7 protein-coding genes are annotated in these 17,306 nt (G+C 59.1%); 4 read left to right on the top strand and 3 right to left on the bottom strand.

The window, feature by feature from the left end:
- The first annotated feature begins 3 nt into the window (after positions 1–3).
- The 4 genes from AB4O05_RS09775 (at position 4) to AB4O05_RS09760 (ending at position 4,948) form a co-directional block, all read left to right on the top strand.
- The gene (locus tag AB4O05_RS09775; RefSeq protein ID WP_460131344.1) at positions 4–1,536 is read left to right on the top strand and encodes an MBOAT family O-acyltransferase; all 1,533 of its coding nucleotides are present in this window, start codon (positions 4–6) and stop codon (positions 1,534–1,536) included.
- Positions 1,537–1,547: 11 nt separating this feature from the next.
- Positions 1,548–2,723, top strand: a complete 1,176-nt coding sequence (locus AB4O05_RS09770; protein WP_460131345.1) for an alginate O-acetyltransferase — start codon at positions 1,548–1,550, stop codon at positions 2,721–2,723.
- Between the two features lie 16 nt (positions 2,724–2,739).
- A complete protein-coding gene (locus AB4O05_RS09765; protein WP_460131346.1) occupies positions 2,740–3,396 on the top strand; it encodes an alginate O-acetyltransferase AlgF in 657 nt (218 codons plus the stop codon).
- A gap of 100 nt (positions 3,397–3,496) precedes the next feature.
- Positions 3,497–4,948, top strand: a complete 1,452-nt coding sequence (locus AB4O05_RS09760; RefSeq protein WP_460131347.1) for a mannose-1-phosphate guanylyltransferase/mannose-6-phosphate isomerase — start codon at positions 3,497–3,499, stop codon at positions 4,946–4,948.
- 193 nt (positions 4,949–5,141) lie between these two features.
- Here AB4O05_RS09760 and AB4O05_RS09755 read toward each other — a convergent pair whose 3' ends face one another.
- From AB4O05_RS09755 to AB4O05_RS09745, 3 genes are read right to left on the bottom strand one after another with little or no spacing between them, the layout of a single operon-like run.
- Complete coding sequence (locus tag AB4O05_RS09755; RefSeq protein ID WP_460131348.1) at positions 5,142–7,907, bottom strand: RHS repeat domain-containing protein; 2,766 nt, start codon at positions 7,905–7,907, stop codon at positions 5,142–5,144.
- Complete coding sequence (locus tag AB4O05_RS09750) at positions 7,904–12,439, bottom strand: SpvB/TcaC N-terminal domain-containing protein (RefSeq protein ID WP_460131350.1); 4,536 nt, start codon at positions 12,437–12,439, stop codon at positions 7,904–7,906. Before AB4O05_RS09750 ends, AB4O05_RS09755 begins: the two co-directional genes overlap by 4 nt.
- Positions 12,440–12,444: 5 nt before the next feature.
- Positions 12,445–17,295: a Tc toxin subunit A-related protein gene (locus tag AB4O05_RS09745; RefSeq protein ID WP_460131351.1), complete on the bottom strand. Its 4,851-nt coding sequence runs from the start codon at positions 17,293–17,295 to the stop codon at positions 12,445–12,447.
- Positions 17,296–17,306 lie beyond the last annotated feature (11 nt).

Below are 17,306 nucleotides of genomic sequence, written 5' to 3'. Positions count from 1 at the left end.
GGGATGGTTTTCTCGTCCAATGTGTTCCTGTTTCTGTTCTTGCCGATCTTTCTCGGCTTGTACTACTTGAGCGGGCAACGCTACCGCAACCTGCTGCTGCTGATTGCCAGCTACGTGTTCTACGCCTGGTGGCGAGTGGACTTCCTGGCCCTGTTCGCCGCCGTCACGCTGTGGAACTACTGGATCGGCCTCAAGGTCGGTGCGGCGGGCGTGCGCACCAAGCCGGCCCAACGCTGGCTGCTGCTCGGCGTGGCGGTCGACCTGTGCATCCTCGGCTACTTCAAGTACGCCAACTTCGGCGTCGACAGCATCAACGTGATGATGAAGTCGGCGGGCCTGGAGCCGTTCATTCTCACCCACGTGCTGTTGCCGATCGGGATCTCGTTCTACATCTTCGAGTCCATCAGCTACATCATCGACGTGTACCGCGGCGACACCCCGGCCACGCGCAACCTGATCGACTTCGCGGCGTTCGTGGCGATCTTCCCGCACTTGATCGCCGGCCCGGTGTTGCGTTTCCGTGACCTGGCCGACCAGTTCAACAACCGCACCCACACCCTCGACAAGTTCTCCGAGGGCTGCACGCGGTTCATGCAGGGCTTCATCAAGAAGGTCTTTATCGCCGATACCCTGGCGGTGGTGGCCGACCATTGCTTCGCCCTGCAGAACCCCACCACCGGCGACGCCTGGCTGGGTGCGCTGGCCTATACCGCGCAGCTGTACTTCGACTTCTCCGGCTACAGCGACATGGCCATTGGTTTGGGCCTGATGATGGGTTTCCGCTTCATGGAAAACTTCAAGCAGCCGTATATCAGCCAGTCGATCACCGAGTTCTGGCGCCGCTGGCACATCAGCCTCTCAACCTGGCTGCGTGACTACCTGTACATCACCCTGGGCGGCAACCGTAAAGGCACGCTGACCACTTACCGCAACCTGTTCCTGACCATGCTGCTCGGTGGCCTGTGGCACGGCGCGAACATCACCTACATCGTGTGGGGTGCCTGGCACGGCATGTGGCTGGCGATTGAAAAAGCCATCGGCCTCAACACCGCGCCACGCAGTTTCAACGTGCTGCGTTGGGCCTTCACCTTCCTGCTGGTGGTGATGGGCTGGGTGATCTTCCGCTCCGAGAACCTGCACGTCGCCGGCCGTATGTACGGTGCGATGTTCAGCTTTGGCGAATGGTCGCTCTCGGAGCTCAACCGCGCCAACCTCACCGGCCTGCAAGTGGCAACCCTGGTGGTGGCCTACGCCACCCTGGCGTTCTTCGGCCTGCGCGACTTCTACACCAACCGCCCAGCGGAAAAGACCAAGCCGGCCGACCCGAGCCTGATCAAGGCCGTACCCGGCGACACTCCAGGCAGCATCCATGAGCCCGGCTTCACCGTGGGCCGTGACGCGGCCGTGCAACCGGCCTACTGGACCGCTGACTGGCCACGCTACGCCATGCGCGCTGCGGTGCTGCTGCTGTTCGTGGCGTCGATTCTCAAACTGTCGGCGCAGAGTTTCTCGCCGTTCCTTTACTTCCAATTCTGAGGGAGCCGACCATGACCCGATCATTACGCGTCCTCTATATCAGCCTGTTCATGGTGGTGCTGCTGGCCCTGGGTGCCTGGTCGCTGCGCAGCTTCATGGGTTTCAGCACCAACGCCGATGCGACCGTGCTCAACGGTCGCTGGACCAAGGCCGTCGAGACCCACTACGACGAGGAGTTCCCGATCAAGCGATTGGGCACCAACCTCTGGGCCGCGCTGGACTACAAACTGTTCAATGAAGGCCGCCCTGGCGTGGTGCTGGGCCGCGATCACTGGCTGTACAGCGACGAGGAATTCAACCCCGCCGTCAACGAAGACCAGAACCTTGAAGGCAACTACGCGCTGGTCGAGGGCGTGCGCCAGAAGCTCAAGGCCCAGGGCATTCAGTTGGTCATGGCGATCGTGCCGGCCAAGGTGCGCCTGTACCCGGAACACCTGGGTGAGGTGAAACCGGCGAGCATTCACGCCAACCTGTACCAGGACTTCCACGCTCGTGTGGCGGCCGACAAGATCATTGCCCCTGACCTGCTCGGTCCGCTGCAACAGGCCAAGCTGGGTGGCAAGCAGGTGTTCCTGCGCACCGATACCCACTGGACGCCGGACGGTGCGGAAATCGCCGCCAAGCAATTGGCCAAGACGATTGCCGACAAGACCCCGCTGAGCGGCGAGCCGCAGCGCTTTGTCACCGAAGCGGAAACAACCGAGCCGCACAAAGGCGACCTGCGTCTGTTCCTGCCGCTGGATCCGCTGTTCGAAAACCTGATGCCGCCCAAGGAGCCGCTGCAAAAACGCGTCACGCACCTGGCCGAAGAGAAAGGCGACGACGCGCTGTTCAGCGACAGCGAAACCCCGGTGGCCCTGGTGGGTACCAGCTACAGCGCCAACCCCAACTGGAACTTCGTCGGCGCCCTCAAGCAAGCCCTGGGCAGCGACGTGGTGAGCTACGCCGAAGACGGCCACGGCCCGATCCTGCCGATGCTCAGCTACCTCAAAAGTGACGACTTCAAGAACAGCCCGCCACAAGTGCTGATCTGGGAGTTCCCTGAACGCTATCTGCCCGTCAACAACGAAATCGGTGATGCCGACCCGGCATGGGTTGCGCAGCTTAAAGAAGCCGGTTCGCGCCAACAAAACATGGCACAGAACACCCTTAAAAAATCCGAGACGCCCGACCGGGCGCAAAACTGAAAGAGAGGTAACTCACATGACTTTCACTACTACTCCGCGTCGTCTCGCCAAGACTCTGGCTATCGCTGCCGGCTTGAGCTTCGTATCGATGTCTGCCTTCGCCGGTGGTGACGCCGCGCTCTATGGCCCGACCGCGCCAAAGGGTTCGAGCTTTGTGCGCATCTACAACGCCAGCAACCAGGAGGTCAGCGCCACTGTCGGCAACACCAACCTCAGCGAGGTTGCGCCACTGGCCAGCAGCGACTTCAGCTTCATGCCAGGCGGTGACTACAGCGCCAAGGTCGGCAGCCAGACCGTACCGGTCAAACTCGCCGCCGACCACTACTACACCCTGGTCAACAGCGGCAGCGGCCAGCCACAGCTGATCGAAGAACCGCCGTTCAAGAACAAGCAGAAATCCCTGGTACGTGTGCAGAACCTCAGCGACAAGGCCCTGACCTTGAAAACCGCCGACGGCAAGACCGACGTGGTCAAGTCGGTGGCCGCCAAAGGTCGTGGCGAGCGTGAAATCAACCCGGTGAAAGTGAGCCTGGCGTTGTATGACGGCGACAAGAAAGTCGGCGACGTGAAGCCGGTTGCGTTGGAACGCGGTGAAGCGGCGGTGCTGTACGTCACCGGTTCCGGTAGCAGCCTGTCGCCAGTGTGGGTCAAGCGCCCGGTGTCGACACGCTGATCGCGTGAGCAATGAGCGACACGCTTCAAGCTGCAAGTGAAGAGCTGTTATTTGCAGCTTGGGGCTTGCAGCTTCCAACTATCTTTTAGGAGAAACCCCCATGATTCCAGTTATCCTTTCCGGTGGTAGCGGCTCACGTCTTTGGCCGCTTTCCCGCAAACAGTTCCCCAAGCAATTCCTGGCCCTGACCGGCGAACACACACTGTTCCAGCAAACCCTGGAACGCCTGGTGTTCGAAGGCATGGACGCCCCCATCGTGGTCTGCAACAAGGACCATCGTTTCATCGTTAACGAGCAGCTGAGCGCGCGCAAGCTGGAAAGCCAACGCATCCTGATGGAACCGTTCGGCCGCAACACCGCACCGGCTGTGGCCCTGACCGCGATGATGCTGGTCAATGAAGGCCGCGACGAGCTGATGCTGGTGCTGCCCGCCGACCACGTGATCGACGACCAGAAAGCCCTGCAACGCGCCCTGGCCCTGGCCACCGTGGCCGCCGAGCGTGGCGAGATGGTGCTGTTCGGTGTGCCGGCGACCCGCCCGGAGACCGGTTACGGCTACATCAAGTCCACCAACGATTCGCTGCTGCCCGAAGGCGTGAGCCGCGTGCAGCAGTTCGTGGAAAAGCCCGATGAAAAACGCGCCGTCGAGTTCGTCAAAAGCGGCGGTTACTTCTGGAACAGCGGCATGTTCCTGTTCCGCGCCAGCCGCTTCCTCGAAGAACTGAAAAAGCACGACCCGGACATCTACGACACCTGTGTGCTGACCCTGGAGCGTAGCGAACAGACCGCCGACACCGTGACTTTCGACGAAGCCACCTTTGCCTGCTGCCCGGACAACTCCATCGACTACGCGGTGATGGAAAAAACCCAGCGCGCCTGCGTCGTACCCCTGAGCGCCGGCTGGAGCGACGTGGGTTGCTGGGCCTCGCTGTGGGCGGTCAACGATAAAGACGCCAACGGCAACGTGAGCAAAGGCGACGTGGTGATCCAGGACAGCCGCAACTGCATGGTGCATGGCAACGGCAAACTGGTCTCGGTGATCGGCCTGGACAACATCGTAGTGGTGGAAACCAAAGACGCGATGATGATTGCCCACAAGGACAAGGTCCAGGGCGTCAAGCAGATGGTCAACACCCTCAACGAACAGGGCCGCAGCGAAACCCAGAACCACTGCGAAGTCTATCGTCCGTGGGGCTCCTACGACTCGGTGGACATGGGCGGGCGCTTCCAGGTCAAGCACATCTCGGTCAAGCCGGGCGCGTGCCTGTCCCTGCAAATGCACCACCACCGAGCCGAACACTGGATCGTGGTGAGCGGCACCGCCGAAGTCACCTGTGACGAGAACGTGTTCCTGCTCACCGAGAACCAGTCCACCTACATCCCGATCGCCTCGGTGCATCGCCTGCGCAACCCGGGCAAGATCCCGTTGGAGATCATCGAAGTGCAATCGGGCAGCTACCTGGGCGAAGACGACATCGAGCGCTTTGAAGATATCTACGGTCGCTCGACGCCAATTGAACGTGGCGTGTCGGTGAAAACTATCGCGCAGTAAAACAGTCGTACAAGAAGCCCTCGCCCAGCCCATTGCGTCCCCTATCCGCAGTGGGTTGGGTGGGGGCTTTTTCTTGGGCTTTGGGTGACGGTAAGGGCCTTGCCGGCATCGCTCGCCCCTGCGGTCGGTCCCATCAAACCAAACACCCTGAAAATAGCCTGGCGTGGGTGATAAGTGCAGGAGACCTCAAACCTTACTCACTGAGCCCTGGGACCTTGCGCACGTGCTGAACGAACAGTTGGAATAACAAATGGGTTGGAGCGGACTGCCCCATGACGAGGCTAAAGGGGCCTATATTCTCAGACTTCATACCAATGTATCCCGGCAGATTGCCTTCTCCTCCCGCCGCCACTTTATATTCAACTTGACTATCCAACGCGGCGATCTGGGGAAGAATACTCGTCGCCCCTTTCCCCCCCGCCGCCAACGCTACATAGTCTTGGGAAAATAACAGTGCATGTGCCCCGGGCTTGAGGGTAAATTCCATCACGCTTTCATCCTGTTGTTTAGCGTATTCCCTGGCCTGATCAAAATCACCCAAGTGACCACTGATCGGCATAATTTCCAAATTATTACCTTTCACTAGCCGAGAGGTTAATTGACTGGCCGATAGTTGCTTCGCCTCCTGACTTCTTATGAACATCTCTACATTGAGCTTACTGTTCACATCCCAGTGCATTATTGCTTCGGCCTGATCATTTTTCATGCCCCTGTATAGCCTTAGAACTTCCGGGCTATTTGTGCCTTCCTGTACTAAACGCTCCAACAGCGGCGGGGCTACTTCCTTGACAATATCAACCAACCTTCTTTTTGGCGCTTCTTCTTTTTTCTTCTTTTTCCCTGCAACCACTTTTTTCCGAGGTACACCTTTGGCTCCCTCACCCGTTAATTGTTTTTGCTTATCCAACAGGATTTTTTTCCAATATTCATTGGTTAGCCTGTTTTGCACAGTGTTTTCACCCACCGCATCCAACGGTGCCTCATGGGGAATTCGCCCATCGACATCAACATAAGTCAAAGGGTTATTCCTGACCATTCGAAATAAATTAAGTCCATCGATATCACCGGCGGGGTCTGGATTCAACCATCGTTGCAACCAAGGCACGTAATACCGGAGCCCATAATAATAAAGCCCTGTCGCATCGCATTCCTTGCCCGAATAACGCAACGTGCGATAACTCTCCTCGCTCGAATCCCCCCGCTCATGGAATGCTGTCGTGCCAAACGGATGGTAGGTTTCCCGGCTGACGACGCGGGCCTCGCTGTCCAACTCCAGCGAGCAGGAACCGAGGTGGTCGTTCAGGGTGTAGCGGTACTGGTCATTGGCGAGCTGCCGGGGTGAGGAAGACTGCCAATGCAGCACTTGCACCGTTCCACGCCCCGCCTGGGCGGTGACGACATGCAACACCTCACCGTCGACGGTGCGCGTTTCCAACCCCGGTAAATACCGGGTTTCGCTGAGTACCGTACGGGCATTGGTCTGCATTGAGCGCACCTTGCGCTGGCGCATACCGTCGACGTCATAGACGTAGCGCTCCGTATCATCGTGCAGGAATTCGCGTTCTACCGGCGTGACCTGCCGCAGTTGATTTCGTCCATCCCAGCGCAACATGCGGTTGGGTTCCAGCGTCAGCAGATTGCCGTTTTGATCAAACGCGGCGGCAATTTCGCCTTCGGTCGGCGGCACGCCATTGCGTTCAGGCAGGCAGCGGTTGCTATGCCTGGCGGCCGTCAGCACGCGGCCATGTTGTTGCGGGCCATGGTGGATCAACGCCAACAAATTGCCGCCCGCATCGTAACGATAGGTCTGGCGGTAATTGGCCACCGCGGCCGGGTCTTCAAGGTGGGCAGGCCCCCGGTTCTGGGTGCCGGCTTCCCAACCGGTGGCTTCGATCAGCTGGTACAGGCTGTCATAGACATAACGGTTGATCGGTTCGATACGCTGGTTGGCGAAATAGCGAGTCGGCAGGGCCTTGTCCTCGAGGCTGAGGATATTGCCCACCGGGTCGTAGCCGTAGTTCAAATCCTGCAGCGGTTCGCCACCGACTCTCCTGGCTCGCAAGCGCCTCAAGCGTGCATTTTTCGGATCGTAGTCAAACAGGCTGACCACCTCATTGCCAGCAGTTTGCCGCTCGACCTGACCTTCGGCGTTGTAGTCAATATCACTGACTACGCGCTGGGGTTGGGGCGCACTTTCAAGGTGCAGCCAAGCGTCGCGTAACAGCCCGTCAACCGTTTGGTTAAACAGTTGCCGATTGCCCGCAGCATCGGTCTGCTCCAACAACTCGCCCAACGCGCTGAAGCGAAAAACGCTGTGAGCACCCGCTCCCGGTTCGAGCAAGACATCACGTTCACTCACGGGCAGCGGCCAGTCAGGCGAGTCCAGCGCTCGCAGGAAATGCCGTCGCTCATCGAGCACAGCGCCCGTGAGACCAAACATATTGAAGTGGTGTGTCCCGGCCGGATCATCATGGCGGATCAGTCGACCACATTGGTTGTGCTCGGCGAAGGCGTGACTTCCCACGCCGTAAACCATGCGTTCCGTGCAAGATTCCTCACCAACGGCCGCTTGCTCGAACACCGCCAAGGGCCGCAATTGATCGTCATACGTCCAACTACGCCGCGTGCCACGACCGTCCCAACTGTGTATCGGCATACCGGTTTCGCCCAACAGATTGACGCGCCAACCCGCATCGACACTGCGGGTGCACAACACAGCACCGGACAATCCACGGAGCAGGGTCAGGTTGGCCGGGGCAGCAGCCTCTTGGAACAGCCGAGGATCCCACTTGGCCAGTAGCCTGCCGACAGCGTCAAACACGTTGCGATGGATGTGTGCATGCGCCTGCTGATCGGGCGAGCTGCGCCAGTACCGCAACTGGCGAACCGTCAGCCCGCGAGGATCGCTAACATTCAAGGTGGGCGTATGTTGGTGCATCGCCAAACTGTTACTGTTCATTGAACCTCCCTATCCACCGCGTCCTTTGTCGCCTTCACCTCCTCCCAGGTATCATTTTCATCCTCATAAATGCTGTACCAGGACAGGTAGGTATGGCGGCGCATATAGCCTTCCTTCGCTAGAACGGTGCGCGTCGGACGGCCCAGCGGGTCATAGAATTGCCGGTCGTAGTAGCCGTGTTGCCTGAAGCTGGCGTCGTTGATGTAGCGGTAATGATCGGCAAAATAGGGCCGGTACGTTCGTACTGTCAGCCCCTTATTGTTGTATTCGACCCGCTCGCTGACTCGCCAACGTGGAACATCCGACACCGTGACCGGCCGGCCAGAGTCATCCAGTACCAACGAACCGTCTTCATCCACCTGATAGGCATACCCACGCTCGACCTTTTGCTTGCTCTGCAAGGCGCGAGCAAAGCCGTCCCAACAGCCGATGGCAATGCGGATCTGTCGTTGCGGGTCATTTGGGTAGCGATCAGCCTGCAAGGTCAGGGTGTGCACAGGTTCGCGCTGCGCTCGCGCGATCAACGCCAGCAAGCGTTGCCGCGCCGGCGTCAAGACATCGGACGGCAAGAGCCGCCGGGCCGGTGCGCGAATGTACCCGCTGGGCAGCAAATCGCCTTGGGCCACGCACTCGTCCAGCCATTCCTGGTCTTGCAGGTCGGCGGCGGGCACCCGGCCCATCCAGCTGAAAGGGGCCTCGAAATACGCGGTGGCCGCCCCTTGCAACGCGCTGTCCGGCGCTTCGATGACCTCGCTCGGCGTGTCCCCTTCAGGCCGCTGGTAGTCGGTGAGTGGCGCAAAGCCAACGGGTTGACCTCGTTCAGTACCTTGGAAACTGGTGGCGACAACCTGGCCGAAGGCACCGTAGAGCGCCTCCTGAGTGTTTTGATTAGGGTCGATGATGCGCGCCGGTTGCAGGAAGCGATAGTCGATCGCCTCGACACGTATCTCATAGCCGTCCGGCAAGCGTACGCCAGTGCTCAGGCACCCATAGGGGTCATAGCTCAATTGGGTGACGCCATGGCTGCGGGTTTGTTGGACGCTGAGTACGTTATAAAAACCGGCCAGCCCGGCGTAGGTATTGAAACCGCGCTTGATCGACCACAATGGCCCTTGCTGTTCAGCACCGGCAGACAAGATCCATGGCATGTTGTGGTAGCCAACCTCGAAGAGCTTCTGCTCCAGGTCGAACGGCAGCTCGCCTTGATCGTCACGCAACAGGTCATAGGCGGTGAGCGCGCTCTCGTCCAGTTCGGCGACTTCCTGCTCATCAGCCAGCGCCACGAAAGTGGCACTCCCGTCCGGCAACGGGTTGACCCCGGACAGGTCCCGATAGCGTTGTATCGATTGCCCTACCAGTACGCGCTCGGCCTGAGGGTTCAATGGGTTATCCGCAGTTTGCGCTATAAAGGCTTCATAACTGATCAAATGGGGTTGCAGACCACCGGAGCCCGATCCCTTGTTTATGACCAACGCATTTTCGCGCTGCAAATAAGGCAAGCCCAGGCGCCAGCCTTGCGGGTCCGTCAGGTGGATGTAGCGCGCCAGGCTTTCACTCAGGTAATAAGCCTGCTGCGCTTGATCATGGGCGTCACACCACCAGCGCTGGTGCGGTTCGATTTCACGGGGGTCCACCTGGCAGGCCGGATCATCCTCGGCCGTCAAACGCCGGGCATAACTGACCCTGACGGTATGGGTCAGGCTGCCGAAGGCATCCCAGCACAGGTTGATTGCGTGCTCACACTGCGGGTCATCGGCTCGCTGTTCGTAGCGGTAGGCAATCGACTCCAGCGTGAGCGCCTGCATCACCCTGTAGGGTGCGAATTGACCGCCCACCGGCCGCTCCAGTAAGCGAATGAGGTAGCGGTTTTGTTCGACGGCGTAGGGAACGTCACTGAGGTTGTCACCCGCGTAGGTTTCAACACGCAACACATGCCCTGCCAGCACATAGAGCATGTCCGGGATCTGGGCGTCCGCAGGAACGGCAGGCTGATCGACACCCTCCTGTTCGTGATAGTGGCTGAACAGGGTAGCGCCCAATGGATGGGCCTTGTGATCGCCCTTGAAGTAATCATCGCCGGTTTGTTCGACCTGTTGCCCGACATGAAACCAGGTCTTGCGCAGCACCGGTTCGCTAAAGCCTGGTTCTCGTGCCACTTCGGCAGCGGCCTCGGTGTCCACCGACTTCAGCAGCGCAAAACCTCGGAACGAGCGCGCCTGACCGTCGTAAAAGCCCTTGCGGTATTCGAAGCGTTGCACCAGCCGATTGCCGGTGATTTCGTCGTACTGGACCTGCGCACTCACCACGGGGATGGGGAGCGGTAAAAGGCATACGGCCGGCTGGTTGTCAGCGACCAATTGCTGTTTTTCATCCAGCCACTCCTGCGCCGAACTGCGGTACTCCACCGCCGCCGCCGCGCCCTGGTTGTTATTGGTTGCGCTTAACAAATAGGGTTTGGCGGCAACAAAGTCATACCGCCAATGCCTGGGCGACATATGGGGCACCGTCATTACCAGGCTGGAACAGCCCAGCCCTTGCAGGTCGGCGATACTCACCTGGCAGAAGCGGTCGTAGAGCACACCGTCGGGCCAAGGTAACTCGACGGCGGCGTCGAAGCCGTTGCCACACCGGTTCATGAATATCAGCGCGCACTCGGACTTCAGATAGATCAGATCCGAGCCCCCGGAACCATCCAGATCCGCCAGCAACACCCGTGATGCCTCAAACGCCTCATAAGCAAAAGGTAACTCACTGAATTCAAAACCTTTGCCAAAACGGCCCCGCCCCAGATTGGGCCAGCACGTCAGGGTGTTATGACGGATACGGATCAAATGCTGCTGCCCGCTGCCCAGCACATCACTGAACGCCACCAGTTCGGTGGTGGCGTTGCTGATCAGCGGCAAATCGTCTTCGCCAGGCTCGCGCGGAACTTGAATGGCCGTGGCAAACCCCGACGCTCGCCGGTTGGCATACAAGCGCACGCTACGCGGGCCGATCATCGCCAGGTCAGGCAAACCGGTACCCATCAGATTCGCCAATTGCCTCTCAGGATGAAAAAACTCACTGGGGAAAGCCGCCAGGGTCGTGTAGTTCGACCAGCTGCGATCCGGATTACAGCTGAAAAAACCGCACAACCCAGGTTGGGCCATGATCCAATCGAGGCGCCCGTCCCTCGTGAGGTCGCTTAGAAACTGACGCGGTGACTGCTGAGTGTCGGCTACCGGAATTTTTTCCAGTTCACGCCATTCGTCATAGGCCACGTCGTCGGCATGGTTGGCGTCCGCGGCACGCACGGGTGCACGGTAGTACCAGGCTTTGTCGTCACGGTACAAAATGCCCGGCAGGCCCTCGCCATACAGGTCGACGAACTGGTAGCGCCTGCCATCATTGAGGCCGGGCATCCTGTCGAAGGGCTGGTAATTGCGGGGCTCGGGCTTGAGTTCGAAAGCGTTATAACTGAACTCCATCGGCGGCCGATCCAGAAGCCTGCCCAGCGGGTCAAAAGCCTGTTCACGGGCCGCACTCAAGAGGCTGAACCCCAATGATGTTTGCCGATGCTCCAACAACAGGCGGCGCACCAGCACGGGGTCCGGGCCCAGGCTTGGCTCATCCGGGAAGTAATGAAACATCAGCACCTGGCGGCACAGTTGCCGGGTCTTGAGTTCAAAACCGTAGGCATAGCTGGAAAAGGGATCGCTGCGTCCAGGCCATGCCTGGCTGTCGTCGTCAACGGAGAAAGACGCCATGGCAGCAGGACGTTCGCCATAGTCGAACACCAGTTGAAAGTGCCAGCGCACGCTCTGCCAACCGTCAACGCGCCAGGCGTACAGCTGATCATCTGCGTGCTCATTGCCATACAACACCTTGCTCAAGTAGCGCTGGGCAGGCGCCTGCCCATCGGCCTTGTATTCGTAGGCAATATGTTCGCCACGAGGGTTCAGGCTTTCATCCAGCAGCCACTCCCCTACACGCTGCGGGGCGTCTGGATCGGCACGCCGCGAAGCGTGGGTCTTGCCGTACAGGTGCAGGTTGCCATCGGCCGTGTGGATGAGCCAGAAACCGGCGGGGTCGGCACTATCGGACCAATGCTCGATCCGTGCAAAAGCTCCCTCGACCCGCGGCCAGTAGCGCACAACAACGTAGGGGCCTACAGGCAGCCCGTTATAGGCATTCACCGGCCGGGAGATCAATGCACCGTTGTCCGGATTGCGCTCTGGCATCCATGGCTCCCCCTGCGGCCCCAGGATCACATCTGCCTCGGTGTAGGCGGGCACCCCCCTGCCGGCGCGTCGCCTGATCACGCTGACCGCGGTGCTCCAACCAAACCCAAAGGCGCTGTTGCCGCTCGTACTGCTGTAATACAGCGCCAGTGCGGGGGCAAAACCACGTCCGGGGCTGACAGGTAAAGGCAGTTCAAACGAAGCTGCGCCGGTGGCGCCAACCGGACCCAGGTGATTGCCGATGCTCTGAATGGCACCACCGCCCTTGGGCAGTGAAGGACTGTTGATAGTCAGTGTCTCGTCATTGTTCATGATGGTCACTCCTGCCCGGCCTTGGCGGTATAATTCACGTGCACAATGATGTCGCTCAGCGATGCGATCTGCCGGTTGCGCCACGTACTGTCTTGCTCGGTAAAACGTAACTCCCAGCGAGAAATAGCCCCCGTGCCCTCAAACGCGGCGTAACGCCCGTCATCGCCCCCCGTGAACCGGCCGTCATCATCGACCCCGCTGGACAGCGCGATCTGCTGGCCGGCACGCAGGTTTTCCTTGAGCCCCACGCCCATCTGTACGGCGCTCCAGGTTTGGCTCAAGGTTGCGCAGACATTCTCATACGGCCCAAGAACCACCGGCAGTGTGACGCCCACCCGCCGGATCCGTCGCAGAAAGTGTCGAGGGAAATCATCGTCGAACATCTTGGCGCTCAGTTCGAACTCAACCGCGCCTCGACTCGACAGATCCGCGAGAATCGCCTCCCAGTCCTTGTTGACGTCCGGGTCCAGGGTTTTGAGACGCTTGAGCGACACGGTCTTGGTGATCTCCAGGCGGCGCTCGTTGCGACTCAGGTAGGCCGACCCCATTTGCAACAGCTGCAACTTCAACGCCTCGCCCGCCCCCAACCCGCGATAACTGTCGTTCCACACACCGGCCCTGATAAACCGCCGGGAATAATCGGCAATCTCAAACTGCCAACAGGCTTCGGCGGCCAGGCACAACGCCAGGGCGGCGTCATATGCCTGATAGTAAAAGGTGGAAAATTGGCCATTGAGCCACTGATACAGCTGGGCATTGCTAAAGCGCTTACCCAAAAAGGCGTAACTGGCCACTGCCTGGTCGCGGCGCTGTTCCGCTTGCTTGATATGCAGAGCAGTGGCTTGGCTTTGCGCCTCATGGCGCAGCAGTTGCGCATCTATCTGCTCGATTTCCAGCGTGGCCTGATCGCGGGCACGCCTCCATTCCTCGTGGCGGCGCCGTAACAGTTCGACGCGGTCCAATGCTTCGGCCGCACCATGGCTCATGGTCGCCGCCCCCGCTGCAGCCGCCACCGCCATTTGGGGGAGACCTTCCAGACGCCAGCCACCCGCCGAGGCGAACCCGAAAGCGCCTGCGCTGGGAACAGGCGGTATACCGGGGCATACGCCCCCTACCCCGCCTCCGCCGCCCCCTATCGCGTTAGGTGGAATAATCACCGCTGCGGCGACTATATCGGCCAACGCCCCCACGCCCTCCGCAACACGCCCCACCATATGCAGTGACGCGGCGCTGACCTCCTCGGCGCTCACCACCTCATCGGCCAATCGGCGGTAATACGCCTGGCGCCCCTCAGCCATCGCCCGGCTCGCCAGCAAAGCGTTTTTCTGCTCCAGATCGACCTTCTGCGCCTGCTTTTGCAGGTCGATTGCAAACTGCGCCAACTCCCAACCCTGCTGAGCTTGCATCTCCTCGAACTGCGCCCGCTCTTTACGTTCGATCAACGACAACAGGGTATTGCCGAACTGGATCAGAGTGTCTACCGCACTCATGGCACGGCTGTGCATCACCTGGAAACGATAGTGCGGCACCTCTTGGGCCAGCAACCGCCCCGCCCCACCCGCCGACGCGCCCTGGCCGAAGGCCGCAAGCAAATCTTTCGGGTTCAGCGGTGCCGCGAACAACGGCAGCGACAAGGGTTTGCCGTCCAGGGTGCGGTGGTTGCGCAGGTTGGCCAGGCGTGACTCGGCGATGTCCCAGGTCTGCACCAGGTGCCGGTTAATCGGCAGGCGCAGGTGGCCGTTGTCCAGGTCGCTCAAGGTGGTGTCGGGAGTGAAGGTGCGCAGGTACAACCCTGGGCCGGTAAAAATAGGCAGCGCCAGGTCTTCATCACCCTCGACAGCGTCATCGCGCGGCAGGTCCTGGGCGATCAGCTTTTGCTCGAACGCCCGCAACTCAAGGTTGGTGGAGTTGCTCAACGCTTGCAGGGTCATCGGCGTCCAGTGGTCCACCAGCTTGATATCCGGACGCGGCCCCAGCAGATCCAGCACCCGGACGTACCACAGCTTGGCTTCGCCCAGGCTGTCGGGGGTCAGTTGCCGGTAGGCCATATCGCCACGGTCCAGCAGGTTTTTCAGGTAGTGCAGGTACACCGCCTTGCGGTAGCGCACCGGGTGGCTGCTGGCGATGCCGTCCGGGTCATCGGGGGCACGGCTGACGTAGTCCATCTCCACCGGATCGGCCATCAACGGCCGTACGTTCCAGTAGTCAGGGCGGCCACTGCTGTCGCGCTTGCGTGCCGGGTCGAAGATAAACCCCAGCCACTGTTCGGCGCCGTCGAACTGCTGCTCCAGGTTCAGACGGTGGCTGACCATGAACGGCAGGTGCAGGAACAACTCCCAGAAATACTTGCCGTTGGCGCCGTGAAAATCCATCAGGTTGGTGGCGGCCGGCGGGGTCAAGGGCGGCTCTTCCAAGCCCTGGGTTTCCCAGGACAGCAGGTTTTCCAGGGCGATATTGGCGCGGTTGATCAGCTCACGGGCGAACAACGTGTTCATGCGGATCGGTTGGCGGGCGACGGTGGTGGACCCATCGGTGTACCGAATATCGGAGCCGGCGAAGTCGATGAACTCGGCCACGCCCAGGGTGGGACTGGCGCGGGTGTTGATACGCGGGGCGATCAGCGGGTTGACGGAGACTGGTCGCAGTTCCAGTTCGACGGTGGTGAGCTTAGTAGCCTGCCCTGCTACAGAGAAGTTTTCAAAAACTCTGAGGCCATGAATCAACGGAATTTTCTTTAAACCAGCCGGCCAGCTCACCGCCCAGTCCGGTAGCAACGTTTCTGAATCAATAGGCAAAAACAACGTTAATGAACTCGGAGGCGCATGTTCTGGAACAAGCGATCCTCCAGAAGTCAAAGTGACCATATCGGAATATTTAATAGGCTGAAAATCATACATATTCCCAGGGCTTAAAACACGCCGAACCGAAAGACCGCTAACAGGAACTACAGACGTTGTAATCGGCGTATAAATAATTTGCCGCAAATACATGCCACTTGAATTAAATTCTGTCACCCTCATTGAGGATAACCCAACGCCACTTCGAAAATTCTTGACGGCCACTACCGGCATTACCTTTCCAGAAATGGATATGACACTCTCACCTATTACATTTAGCGTACATTTCGTATCCTGAGGTGAATCCCTTACAAAGTCACGCCCCTCAGGGTCGTCATAATTATTATGCTGGTGACGCAAACTGAAATGAAAATATCTATTTGCAGTCATTTCGGATATTGATGGGAGCCCAACGAATTGGGCTGTCGACCCCGCCAAAAAGGTCACATAGTCAGAGCCTGATAAATCAAAAGGCAGCACAAATTTAAAAAATATATACCCAGAGCCCTGATAGCCCCTGCCCGCCGCAAACTCAATTACCTGCACTAACGAGGCAGTCGAGCCAAGTTTGAAATTACACGCCAATCCTTTCCTGACCGGGTCATAATTAATATCCACGCCCTTCACTGGTTCTGCAACGCAGCTCTGCAAACCACCGTAATTCCATGACTGTTTGTCAGAGTGCGGCGACGTCGTCACAACATCCTTCAACCCAATAGTGTAGCCAGTCATCCTGAACTGAAATCGTCCTTTATTATCATGCGCAAACAACCGCCCCAACCTTAACACCTGAGGCGCTTTAATGTCCGAAGCTGTTCCGATACTGGGCACATACCCCCGCTTTGGAAACAACGGTGTGACATTAAAGTTCTTGTCAATTAACGCTGTTTTCAAGAAAGCATATTGATCCTGCGAACCGTCCAAACTACTGCCCGCGACATACCCGCCATACATCGCCACAAACATCGAATCCGGCGTACTCGAACCGTCATGCACCGCAATACTCTCGACCCACTTATCCAGGTCTTCAGTCTTGAACTGCGGGGCCTCGCTCCAGGCTTCGATGATGGTTTGCGGCACACTCCAACTGTCATCGTATTTCTTGTAGACCAGGTTCAGGCGCAGCATCGGGTTGCTCTTGACCGTGGTCACCGGGGTGCCGGGCGCCGGAGCCTGGCTGTGTTCGACCGTCAGTGCATCCGGGCTGCTGTCGATGCACTCGACCCAGAATATGAACAAGCGATTGTTGAACAGCACCGGGCGGATCGTGCGCTCAATGGCACTGGCCGAGATCGGCAGGTTGGCTTTGTGCCAGTCCGACCAGGCCCCCGGTTGCGGGTAATCGAACTTCGGCCGGTCGGGGTTAGGGCTGTTGAGGTCCTTGTAGGTACGCTGGGACATGTCCACCGAGCGCCAGTAATACACGCTTTCGGCTCGGGACTTGCCGATGAAGTAGTACATGCCATTCCTGAAGTCATCGGTGCTGATGTAGCCATTGATGATCGTCAGGTTGGCCACCTCCTCGAAACTGGCCAGGTAGGCCAGTACCGCTTCCTGGGTGGTGTCGATGTGGATCTTGTTCTGGTTCAGGTCGTTTTCCAGTTGCTGGAAATAACTCGACTTGCTCAGCCGCAACGACGGGTCGATGTACACCTCCGGGTAATAGCGCAACTGCTGGTTGGCCGCCCAGATCGGGTACTGGCTGTTGATATCGCGCCATTGGGTGATCAGGTGATCTTCCATCACCTTGGTTTCGTACCCCGGCTCCATGCCCATCAGCGCCGCGTTGATGTATTGCTGCACACTGGCGATCGCCGACGCCACCGGGCTGGTAGCCACGGCTTGGCTGACCTGCACATCCAGCAACTTGTATTCGTAGAGGTCGTTGGCGGTCTTGATCCGTGTATGGAGCCCGGTGCTGACAAATTCGCTGGCGTTGGGCACCACCTCGTCCAGGTAATAGCCCACCAGGGCATCGCGCAAGGTTTCGTTGAGCTGGCTATCAATGGATGTGGGCATTCTTAACCCTC

It is taken from the genome of Pseudomonas sp. S1_G07 (assembly GCF_054668565.1).
The sequence above is the reverse complement of the archived record's forward strand: the minus strand, read 5'-3'. Positions and strand labels throughout refer to the sequence as shown.

Bases quoted from the DNA above. Each gene is read 5' to 3' on its own strand.
- AB4O05_RS09775 (WP_460131344.1), top strand. From the start codon at position 4: ATGGTTTTCTCGTCCAATGTGTTCCTGTTTCTGTTCTTGCCGATCTTT.
- AB4O05_RS09770 (WP_460131345.1), top strand. From the start codon at position 1,548: ATGACCCGATCATTACGCGTCCTCTATATCAGCCTGTTCATGGTGGTG.
- AB4O05_RS09765 (WP_460131346.1), top strand. From the start codon at position 2,740: ATGACTTTCACTACTACTCCGCGTCGTCTCGCCAAGACTCTGGCTATC.
- AB4O05_RS09760 (WP_460131347.1), top strand. From the start codon at position 3,497: ATGATTCCAGTTATCCTTTCCGGTGGTAGCGGCTCACGTCTTTGGCCG.
- AB4O05_RS09755 (WP_460131348.1), bottom strand. From the start codon at position 7,907: ATGAACAGTAACAGTTTGGCGATGCACCAACATACGCCCACCTTGAAT.
- AB4O05_RS09750 (WP_460131350.1), bottom strand. From the start codon at position 12,439: ATGAACAATGACGAGACACTGACTATCAACAGTCCTTCACTGCCCAAG.
- AB4O05_RS09745 (WP_460131351.1), bottom strand. From the start codon at position 17,295: ATGCCCACATCCATTGATAGCCAGCTCAACGAAACCTTGCGCGATGCC.